At 59.4% G+C, this 10023-nt stretch carries 9 protein-coding genes; 5 read left to right on the forward strand and 4 right to left on the reverse strand.

Annotated features, from left to right (window positions below; genetic code table 11):
* From EPO09_RS20320 to phaP, 3 genes are all read right to left on the reverse strand, one after another.
* A partial coding sequence (locus EPO09_RS20320) for an arginyltransferase (protein ID WP_290646087.1) occupies positions 1 to 708 on the reverse strand: 708 nt, incomplete at its 3' end.
* Positions 709 to 720: 12 nt separating this feature from the next.
* A complete protein-coding gene (gene aat, locus EPO09_RS20325) occupies positions 721 to 1458 on the reverse strand; it encodes a leucyl/phenylalanyl-tRNA--protein transferase (protein ID WP_290646089.1) in 738 nt (245 codons plus the stop codon).
* A gap of 250 nt (positions 1459 to 1708) precedes the next feature.
* Positions 1709 to 2263, reverse strand: coding sequence for a TIGR01841 family phasin (phaP, locus tag EPO09_RS20330; protein WP_290646091.1), 555 nt, complete (start codon positions 2261 to 2263; stop codon positions 1709 to 1711).
* 312 nt (positions 2264 to 2575) lie between these two features.
* Here phaP and ppa point away from each other — a divergent pair, with 312 nt between their 5' ends.
* Entirely contained in the window at positions 2576 to 3109 is a 534-nt protein-coding gene (gene ppa / locus EPO09_RS20335) for an inorganic diphosphatase (protein WP_035034904.1), read from the forward strand.
* Between the two features lie 103 nt (positions 3110 to 3212).
* Here the strand turns inward: ppa and EPO09_RS20340 are convergent, their stop codons facing one another.
* Positions 3213 to 4520, reverse strand: coding sequence for an aspartate aminotransferase family protein (locus EPO09_RS20340; RefSeq protein ID WP_290646095.1), 1308 nt, complete (start codon positions 4518 to 4520; stop codon positions 3213 to 3215).
* Between the two features lie 346 nt (positions 4521 to 4866).
* Between EPO09_RS20340 and aceA the strand changes: the two genes are divergently transcribed.
* The 4 genes from aceA to infC all read left to right on the forward strand — a co-directional run bounded on the left by aceA (position 4867) and on the right by infC (position 9851).
* The gene (gene aceA / locus EPO09_RS20345; protein ID WP_290646098.1) at positions 4867 to 6183 is read left to right on the forward strand and encodes an isocitrate lyase; all 1317 of its coding nucleotides are present in this window, start codon (positions 4867 to 4869) and stop codon (positions 6181 to 6183) included.
* Between the two features lie 100 nt (positions 6184 to 6283).
* A complete protein-coding gene (locus tag EPO09_RS20350) occupies positions 6284 to 6985 on the forward strand; it encodes a hypothetical protein (protein ID WP_290646100.1) in 702 nt (233 codons plus the stop codon).
* Between the two features lie 271 nt (positions 6986 to 7256).
* Positions 7257 to 9176 carry a threonine--tRNA ligase gene (thrS, locus tag EPO09_RS20355; protein ID WP_290646102.1) on the forward strand — a complete coding sequence of 640 codons (1920 nt, stop codon included), beginning with the start codon at positions 7257 to 7259 and terminating at the stop codon, positions 9174 to 9176.
* A gap of 126 nt (positions 9177 to 9302) precedes the next feature.
* Positions 9303 to 9851, forward strand: a complete 549-nt coding sequence (gene infC / locus EPO09_RS20360) for a translation initiation factor IF-3 (protein ID WP_290646104.1) — start codon at positions 9303 to 9305, stop codon at positions 9849 to 9851.
* Positions 9852 to 10023: the final 172 nt, after the last annotated feature.

Raw genomic sequence — 10023 nt, forward strand, 5'->3', positions numbered from 1 at the left:
CACCTGGTGGGGCAGGAACTGCGCCTTGTAGGCCATCTTCTGGCTCTCGGCAATCCAGTAGCCCAGGTACAAATTGGCCAGGCCCAGATCGTGCGCCTGCTGGACCTGCCACATGACGTTGTAGGTGCCGTAGCTGGTGTGAGGCTCGGGCTCGTAGAACGTGTAGACCGCAGACAGCCCGTCGTTGAGGATGTCCAGGATGGAAACGATCTTGAGCTTGCCTTGCGCTTCGCCCGGCTGCGGTGGCTCACGGAACTCAACAAGCCTGGAGTTCACGCGGCTTTGCAGCAGGAACTGCGTGTACTGATCAACCGAATCATGGTCCATGCCGCCGCCTTTGTGACGGCCGGACTGATAGCGCAGATAGAGTTGGTAGTGCTCGGGCGTGAAGCACAGCCTCAGCACGCGTGCCTCCAGATGCTGGTGAGCCTTCCAGGCGCGCTTCTGGCTGCGATTGGGCTCGAAACGCTCTACCGGGATGCGCAGCGGCACGCAGGCGCGGCAGCCATCGCAATAGGGCCGGTAGGTGAACATGCCACTGCGCCGAAAGCCATTGCTGACCAGGCCGGAGTACACGTCTGCATTGATCATGTGGCTGGGCGTGGCCACCTGCGAGCGAGCGGCCTTGTTGTCAAGGTAGCTACACGGGTAGGGTGCCGTTGCATAAAACTGCAAGGACGCCAGTGGAAGATCTTTGAGGTGCGTCACGGGGGGGTGTCTCTAGGCGCTGTGCTCAAGTTGAGACCAGAGGGCATCATCATAGGCCCAAACAGAGGGTGGATTTTGATCGACCACCCCTCGTAAATGGGCCTCGAAATCACCTCGTGAAATAGGGCGCGCACCCAGGGAGGCGAGGTGGCTTGTTTGTTGCTGGCAGTCGATTAACGCGATGCCGTTGGCCTTGCAAAAACACACTAGCGCGGCCAGCGCAATCTTGGACGCATCCGTGCGCCAGGCAAACATGGATTCGCCATAGAACATGCGGCCCAGGTTGACGCCGTAAAGGCCACCCACGAGTTCTCCGTCCACCCACGTTTCAAAAGAGTGGGCGCGCCCTTGTTGATGCCATTGCCCGTAGACCTCGCGGATGGCGGGCACGATCCATGTGCCGTCCTGCCCGTCTCTGGGGGTGCCTGCACAAGCCAGCATCACCTCTGAAAAAGCCGAGTCGATACGGACCTCGCAGCCGGGGTTGCGCAGGAATTTCGCGAGTGTCTTGCGCAGGGAGCGGTGTAGCTTGAATTCCGCAACTGGCAACACCATGCGAGGATCCGTCGTCCACCACATCACCGGCTGGCCTTGGCTGAACCAGGGGAAGATGCCGCGGCGGTAGGCCGCCTCCAGTCGCTGTGGCGACAGATCGGCGCCGGCAGCCAGCAATCCGGGCGCGTCCGTTTCCGGCCCCAGCGCGGTTGCTGTGTCAGGGAAGGGGGTGTCGGGTTCCAGCCAGGGGATCATGTCGCCATGATAAGAAAGCGCGAGCGTGAATTCGTGCGGACAGAAAAAAAGCCCGATGGCGAACCATCGGGCTTGAAAGGTACCTTAGAAAAGGTTCAGGAGGTACCGAGGAGACAACCTTTCAGGGAGTGTCGCTTGTCCAGAGCGACATCTCTCAGATTTGGTTCCGGGGCCAAAGTTCAAGCTGACCGGGCTCACAAACCTGCAAAGTTTTGTAATCCCGTTCGGCTCGGCCTCCGAGTAATCGATCTCAAGCAGCCTTGCGAGCCTTGGACGAAGCAGCTTGAGTGGCCTTCACAGCGGTGTTGGTGATGGCTTGAAAGTTGGCTTCAGCGACGTCAGCAGCTTGCTTGGCGGCCTTTTGCACGGAGTCGAAAGCGTTGTTGGCGGCGGCAACAGCCGACTTCACCAGCACAACGGCGTTTTCGGAGCCGGCGGGGGCGTTCTTCACAGCGTTGTCCACCACGGAGGCAAACTTCTTCTGTGCTTCAGCGATCTGCGATTCAGCCAGCTTGCTCACTTCGGAGCTGGTGGTCGAAGCGATGTCGTACAGGTGACGGCTGTAAGCAGCGGCCTTTTCAGCGGAAGGTTGCAGCAGGCTGGCTTGCAGGGCCAGCAGCTCTTGAGCGTCCTTCACTGCCAGCACAGCCTTGGTGTGCTCAGCGGCTTCGTCCAGTGTGGCCTTGGCAACTTGCAGGTTCAGTTCCAGAACCTTTTCAACACCTTCGAAAGCCTTTTGGCCCAGGTCGAACAGGGTGGCGAGGTTGGCTTTCTGGGTGGCCAGCAGTTGTTCAGCGGTCAGCATGACGATTCTCCGTACGTGTTGATGGGTTGAATTGCAGTTGGCTTGGTGGTCCTTGAACCTTTGTTGCGCTGCAACATGATTCTCAGTATAGGCATCCGAAAAAACTTTGCAAGTACTTTTTGTGCGGTGCAGCAAAATCGTCGCGTGAATGTCAAAAACTTGACTCTCTGCCTTTGGTGGCACTTTGTCGGCGGCTTGTCGCGCAGGCGTCACCCTGGAGTAGGGGCGCCGCGGCCCGACTGTGGCCCATTAAGCGCCAGCATCGCCTACACTTGCCGTCGCCCAAAATATTTAACTTGTGATCCATTCATCATGAGCCTGCTCAACGTTCCTGCCGGCGCCAAGGCGCCTGACGTCTTCAACGTCATCATCGAAATCCCCGCTAACGCTGATCCGATCAAGTACGAGATCGACCACGAAACCGGCGCCGTCTTCGTCGACCGTTTCATGGGTACAGCCATGCACTACCCTTGCAACTACGGCTACGTGCCTCAGACCATTGCTGCCGACGGCGACCCCGTTGACGTGCTGGTTGTGACGCCATTCCCCCTGCAGCCTGGCGTGGTGATCCCTTGCCGTCCTCTGGGCATCCTGAAGATGGAAGACGAGGCTGGCGGCGACTCCAAGCTGGTGGCTGTGCCGACCGAAAAGATCTGCGCCATGTACAAGGACATCCAGAAGCTGGAAGACCTGCCTGTGCTGCTTGTGTCGCAAATCAAGCACTTCTTCGAGCACTACAAGGATCTGGAGCCCGGCAAGTGGGTGAAGGTCACCGGCTGGGATGGCATCGATGCCGCCAAGGCTGAAGTGACGACCGGTCTGGCTGCTTTCGCCAAGCAACACTGATCTGATTGAGTCGGGTGGGGCGCCTTGCGAGGTGCCTTGCACATGAAAAAGCCGCCTGCGTGAGCAAGGCGGCTTTTTGTTTTGATGTGGCCGAGTGAGTGGGTCAGGCTACGCGCTTGATCACCTTCTCCAGCGTCGACACGATCTGGTCGATCTGGCTGTCGTTGATGATCAGTGGTGGCGAAATGGCGATGTTGTCACCCGCGGCTCGCAGCAGCACGCCTTCTTCCCAGCAGCCCAGGAAGACCTCGAACGCACGGCGGCCAGGCGCGGCGCCGGCACGAGGTGCGAACTCGATGGCGCCCACCATGCCGGTATTGCGGATGTCCACCACATTGGGCAGGCCCTTGAGGCTGTGCACAGCGGCTTCCATCTTGGCGTGCATGGCCTGACCACGTGTGAGCAGGCCTTCTTCGTCGTAGGTATCCAGTGTGGCCAGTGCCGCAGCGCAGGCCATGGGGTGGCCGGAGTAGGTGTAGCCGTGCGGCAGTTCGATGCCGGGTGGCGCTTGCATGAAGGTGTCGTGGATGCCTTGCTTGACGAACACGGCGCCCATCGGGATCGTGCCGTTGGTGATGCCCTTGGCGGCTGTGATCATGTCGGGCGTGACGCCAAAATGCTGTGCTGCAAACGGTGCACCCAGGCGCCCGAAGCCGGTGATGACCTCGTCAAAAATCAGCAGAATGCCGTGCTTGTCGCAGATGTCGCGCAGGCGTTGCAGGTAGCCCTTTGGTGGCAGCAGCACGCCGGTGGAGCCGGCCATGGGTTCCACGATCACCGCGGCGATGGTGGATGCGTCATGCAGGGCGACCAGGCGTTCGAGATCGTCCGCCAGTTCGGCGCCGTGTTCCGGTTGGCCTTTGGTGAAGGCGTTGCGCGCCAGATCATGCGTGTGGCGCATGTGATCCACGCCTGACAGACTGGAGCCGAACATCTTGCGGTTGGGGCCCATGCCGCCCAGGGCTGTGCCGGCGAAGTTGACGCCGTGGTAGCCGCGCTCACGGCCGATCAGGCGTGTGCGATGCGATTCGCCGCGCAGGCGGTGATAGGCCAGGGCGATCTTCAGGGCTGTCTCGACCGATTCCGAGCCTGAGTTGGTGAAGAAGACGCGGTTGAGGCCTTCAGGCACGTATTTTTGCAAACGGTCCGCCAGCTCGAAGGCCAGGGGGTGACCCATCTGGAAGGGCGGGGCGAAGTCCATTTCACCGGCCTGGCGGGCAATCGCCTCGACGATGCGAGGGCGGCTGTGCCCTGCATTGACGCACCACAAGCCGGCTGTGCCGTCCAGGATCTGGCGGCCTTCGGGCGTCCAGTAATGCATGTCCTTGGCCTTGGACAGCAGGCGCGGCGCCTGTTTGAAGTCGCGGTTGGCCGTGAAGGGCATCCAGAAAGCGTCGAGGTTCAGGTCCATGTCGTTCTCCTTGTCGGGTTGCGGTGCAGATCCTCCAGATCTGGTGCGCCGCTACAGGTCTTTATCTTGGTTTGAATCAGCGATTGATGGCACTGACTTTGCTCGCAAAAAGTGACAAATCGACTCCGGGCTAGCCCTTGCGATGTGTGCGAGCTCGTTCGGAGGCCGTGGACTGTTCGGCTTTGTTGTCTTTTTGCGTCAATTCCTTGCGCATTCCTTCTCGTTGTTTGCCCCCGCGTATGAAGGGTGAGGTCTTATATAAGACATAAGTCTTTGCAAGCGACCTCAAACCAACGTAGAATCGCGGGTTTTCAAGTACTTCCCTACCAACCCCGGAGATCTCGTCATGACGAAACTCACACGTGAACAGCAAATCGCTGCCCTGGAAAAAGACTGGGCCGAAAACCCTCGCTGGAAGCTGGTCAAGCGCGGTTACTCCGCTGCTGACGTTGTGCGCCTGCGCGGCAGCCTGCAGCCTGAGTACACCCTGGCCAAGAACGGCGCTGAAAAGCTGTGGGCCAAGGTCAACGGCGAAGCCAAGAAGGGCTACGTGAATGCTTTCGGCGCGATCTCCGCTGGTCAAGCCATGCAGCAGGCCAAGGCTGGTCTGGAAGCTGTGTACCTGTCGGGCTGGCAAGTTGCTGCTGACGGCAACACCTCCGAAACCATGTACCCCGACCAGTCGCTGTACGCGTACGACTCGGTGCCTACGATGGTTCGCCGTATCAACAACACCTTCAAGCGCGCTGACGAAATTCAGTGGGGCCGTGGCGTCAATCCTGGCGACGAAGGTTTCGTTGACTACTTCCTGCCTATCGTTGCTGACGCTGAAGCCGGTTTCGGTGGCGTTCTGAACGCTTTCGAACTGATGAAGAACATGATCGCCGCAGGTGCTGCTGGCGTTCACTTCGAAGACCAGCTGGCCGCTGTGAAGAAGTGCGGCCACATGGGCGGCAAGGTGCTGGTTCCTACGCGTGAAGCCATCGAGAAGCTGATCGCTGCTCGTTTCGCTGCTGACGTGATGGGCGTGCCCACGATCGTTCTGGCTCGTACCGACGCTGAAGCTGCCAACCTGCTGACCAGCGACTACGACGAAAACGACAAGCCTTTCCTGACTGGCGAACGCACTCAAGAAGGCTTCTACCGCGTGAAGAACGGCCTGGAGCAATCCATCAGCCGTGGCGTTGCTTACGCTCCTTACGCTGACCTGGTCTGGTGTGAAACCGGCGTGCCTGACATCGGCTTCGCTCGTGAATTCGCTCAAGCCGTGCACGCCGCTTGCCCAGGCAAGCTGCTGTCGTACAACTGCTCGCCTTCCTTCAACTGGAAGAAGAACCTGGACGACAAGCAGATCGCTTCCTTCCAGGAAGACCTGTCGGCTCTGGGCTACAAGTACCAGTTCATCACGCTGGCTGGTATCCACATCAACTGGTTCAACACGTTCCAGTTCGCCCACGCTTACGCTCGCGGCGAAGGCATGAAGCACTACACCAACATGGTGCAAGAGCCCGAATTCGCAGCTCGCGAAAAGGGTTACACCTTCGTGTCGCACCAACAAGAAGTGGGCGCTGGCTACTTCGACGACGTGACCACCGTGATCCAAGGTGGTTCGTCTTCCGTGAAGGCCCTGACCGGCTCGACCGAAGAAGAACAGTTCCACTGATCGCCGCAGGCCTTTGGGCCTGTGAGCTGAATCAGCACTGCGAAACGGCGCCCTCGGGCGCCGTTTTTTTTCGCGATTCGAATCTGAGCATGTTTCTAAAATGGCTCGATATTCATCGCTGGGGGTGTTCATGGTTGATCGGTTTCGGGTGGGGCGTGTGGCTGCCATCTTCTTGTCGACGTGTCTGGTGTCGTGGGTGGGACATGCGCAAACCATGTACCGCTGTGGTGCCACCTACCAGGACCGGCCCTGCAATGGTGTGGACAGCAAGCCTGTGGGTGCCCATGTTCGGCAAGCTGCGGGGCAAAGTGATGGCGGCGGCTCGGCGATCGACCCCGCTTGTGGGGCGCGTGGCGCTGCAGCCCAGAAACTGATGTGGGAAAAAGAGTCGGGGCGTACTTTGGATGAGCAGTTGCGCAAGCCTGGTGTGGATGCCAATCTGGCTCGTGACGTGTATGGGCGTCGGGGCTCTTCGCTGGAAGTGCGTCGTTCGATTGAGGTGGACTGTGTCAGGGAGGTGGAGCGGGCCAGGGATGCCGCAGCTTTGTTGAGGGCAGCGAGCGCGGCGCAGGATCCCGGCGTGATGGAGGCGTCCGCTGGTCGCCAGGCAATCGTGCCTCCGGCCGCGCATGAGTCTGCGTCTCGCAAGGCTGCCGCCAAAGCGGTTACATGCACGGCCATCTCGACGGAGTTGGGCGAGTTGACCCAGGGGCAGCGCACTGGTGGTGATGCGGCGCATATGGATGGGCTGGCTGCGCGCGTGCGAGATGCGCAGTCACGCAAAAAGGCGGCTGGCTGCTGAATGAATGGTCGGGTGGCGAATGCTGGCTACAATGTGCAGATTCGCTGCCATCTGGCGGCATGCAGATGAACATCGGGTAAGAAGCGTAGAAAGGCACATACGGTTATGACACCGCGAACTTCGACCACCACACAAACCTCGACTGAGGTCTAGTCGGCTGGCCGCTGCTTTCGTATTTCTTATCCCCATCAAGAAAGCGCGGCGACCACCGCGCTTTTTTGTTGCCCGCGCCATCAGGTTCGGGCCTCACACATTGCAAGCTGAGAGCACCATGATTTCGATTCAATTGCCTGATGGCTCCAAACGTGAATTTCCTGGTCCTGTGACCGTGGCCGAAGTGGCGGCCTCTATTGGCGCAGGTCTGGCTAAGGCCGCGCTGGCTGGCCGCGTGGGGCAGGGCGATGCCGCCCGCCTGGTGGACACCAGTCACCGCATTGAGGCCGATACGCAGCTGGCCATCATCACCGAGAAGGATGCCGATGGTCTGGATGTGATCCGTCACTCGACGGCGCACTTGCTGGCCTACGCAGTCAAGGAGCTGTTCCCGGATGCGCAGGTCACCATCGGGCCCACCATTGAAGACGGCTTCTATTACGACTTCGCCTACAAGCGCCCCTTCACGCCAGAAGACCTCGAAGCCATCGAAAAGAAGATGGGTGAGCTCGCCAAGAAGGACGAGAAGGTCGAGCGCCGTGTGTTGCCGCGAGACGAGGCGGTTGCCTACTTCAAGAGCCTGGGTGAGCACTACAAGGCTGAGATCATCGAGAGCATCCCGGCTGATCAGGATGTGTCGCTGTACGCTGAAGGCGCGTTCACCGATCTGTGCCGCGGCCCGCACGTGCCCAGCACCGGCAAGCTCAAGCACTTCAAGCTGATGAAGGTGGCGGGTGCTTATTGGCGTGGCGACCATCGCAACGAGCAGTTGCAGCGCGTTTACGGCACCGCCTGGACGACCAAGGATGACCTGCAGTTGTACCTGACTCGCCTGGAAGAGGCTGAAAAGCGCGACCACCGCAAGCTGGGCCGCGAGCTGGATTTGTTCCATATCGACGATCACGCGCCGGGGGTGGTGTTCTGGCATCCCAAGGGCTGGACGGTGTGGCAGGCGGTCGAGCAGTACATGCGCCAGGTCTACCGCGACAACGGCTATCAGGAAGTCAAGGGCCCGCAGATCATCGACAAGACGCTGTGGGAGAAGACCGGCCACTGGGACAAGTACCGCGACAACATGTTCACCACAGAGTCGGAAAAGCGCGACTACGCGCTCAAGCCGATGAACTGCCCTGGCCACATCCTGATCTTCAATCAAGGCATCAAGAGCTATCGCGATCTGCCGGTACGCTACGGCGAGTTCGGTCAGTGCCACCGCAACGAGCCTTCGGGTGGCCTGCACGGCATCATGCGCGTGCGCGGCTTCACGCAGGATGACGGTCACGTCTTCTGTACCGAAGACCAGATCCTGCAGGAGTGCGTGGACTTCACTGCCTTGCTGCAGGCTGTCTACAAGGATTTTGGCTTCACCGACATCATCTACAAGGTGGCCACGCGTCCCGAGCACCGCATCGGCTCCGATGAGGTGTGGGACAAGGCCGAGGCCGCTTTGATGGAATCGCTGCGCGCCACGAACAGCGAGTTCACGATTGCCCCGGGCGACGGCGCCTTCTATGGTCCCAAGATCGAGTACACGCTCAAGGATGCGTTGGGTCGCCATTGGCAGTGCGGCACCATCCAGGTGGACTTCTCGATGCCGCAACGCCTCAATGCCGAGTACGTGGCCGACACCAGTGAGCGCAAGCACCCCGTGATGCTGCATCGCGCGATCCTGGGTTCGCTGGAGCGTTTCATCGGAATTTTGATCGAGCAGCACGCTGGTTCGCTGCCCGTCTGGCTGTCTCCTGTGCAGGTTGTGGTGCTCAATATCACCGATGCGCAGGCTGATTACGCTCAAGAAATCGCCAAATCACTGCAGAAACAAGGACTTAGGGTCCAGTTGGATTTGCGAAACGAAAAAATCACGTATAAAATCCGAGAGCATTCGTTGCAGAAGGTGCCGTACTTCATCGTTGTCGGTGACAAGGAGAAGGTTGATGGCACCGTCGCCGTGCGCGCCCGAGGCAATCAGAACCTCGGTGTGATGTCACTCGATGACTTCTCCCAGAAGATCTCTCAAGACATCGCCAGCAAGGCCTGAGGCGGGAGCGCGCTTTTCCTTTGTCGTTAGAAGGGCAGGCGCGCCTCGAAATGGGTTTCTTCGGGTGTGAATCAAGGTTAACCGGTGCGGGTTTAGCGAAAAGCCCGTTGCCAGAAGGAATTTGACATCGCTAACTTCTTTGACCGCCGTACGCGCAATGACGAGCGCAAGCATCGGCTGAATCGTGAAATCATGGCTCCCGAAGTCCGTCTGAACGGCGTGGAGAATGAACCCCTTGGTATCGTCAGCATCCAGGAGGCCCTGCGCCTTGCCGGCGAAGCCGACGTGGATCTGGTGGAAGTGGCTGCCACGGCAGATCCTCCTGTCTGCCGCCTGATGGACTACGGCAAGTTCAAGTACCAGGAGCAGAAGAAGGCTCACGATGCCAAGCTCAAGCAGAAGGTCATCGAAGTCAAGGAAGTCAAATTCCGTCCGGGTACAGATGAAGGCGACTACCAGATCAAGCTGCGCAACCTGCGACGCTTCCTGGAAGACGGCGACAAGGGCAAAGTGACCCTGCGTTTCCGTGGCCGTGAAATCACCCACCAGGAACTGGGTATGCGCCTGCTGGAGCGTGTTCGCGATGACCTGACCGATGTGTCGATCGTCGAGAACATGCCCAAGCTGGAAGGCCGCCAGATGATCATGGTGTTGGGCCCGAAAAAGAAGAAATAAGCCAAAAGGCTGAAATTTCTTCTACAATGCTGGGTTTCGCCCTTCGCTGTAAGGCGTGGGGCGCAAAAAGCTGGTGTGCAGACGTTCGCGTCTGATACACCTGCGACAGGTTGGGGTTTGGTCGCCACAGCCTGAATCAAAGTGCCTGCAGGCTATCAAGACGCGAAAGTGG

This window comes from Aquabacterium sp. (assembly GCF_004297345.1).
Lineage (GTDB): Bacteria > Pseudomonadota > Gammaproteobacteria > Burkholderiales > Burkholderiaceae_C > Aquabacterium.

Excerpts from the sequence above, each read along its gene's own strand:
- aat (WP_290646089.1), bottom strand. The coding sequence starts at position 1,458 with ATGATCCCCTGGCTGGAACCCGACACCCCCTTCCCTGACACAGCAACC.
- phaP (WP_290646091.1), bottom strand. The coding sequence starts at position 2,263 with ATGCTGACCGCTGAACAACTGCTGGCCACCCAGAAAGCCAACCTCGCC.
- ppa (WP_035034904.1), top strand. The coding sequence starts at position 2,576 with ATGAGCCTGCTCAACGTTCCTGCCGGCGCCAAGGCGCCTGACGTCTTC.
- EPO09_RS20340 (WP_290646095.1), bottom strand. The coding sequence starts at position 4,520 with ATGGACCTGAACCTCGACGCTTTCTGGATGCCCTTCACGGCCAACCGC.
- aceA (WP_290646098.1), top strand. The coding sequence starts at position 4,867 with ATGACGAAACTCACACGTGAACAGCAAATCGCTGCCCTGGAAAAAGAC.
- EPO09_RS20350 (WP_290646100.1), top strand. The coding sequence starts at position 6,284 with ATGGCTCGATATTCATCGCTGGGGGTGTTCATGGTTGATCGGTTTCGG.
- thrS (WP_290646102.1), top strand. The coding sequence starts at position 7,257 with ATGATTTCGATTCAATTGCCTGATGGCTCCAAACGTGAATTTCCTGGT.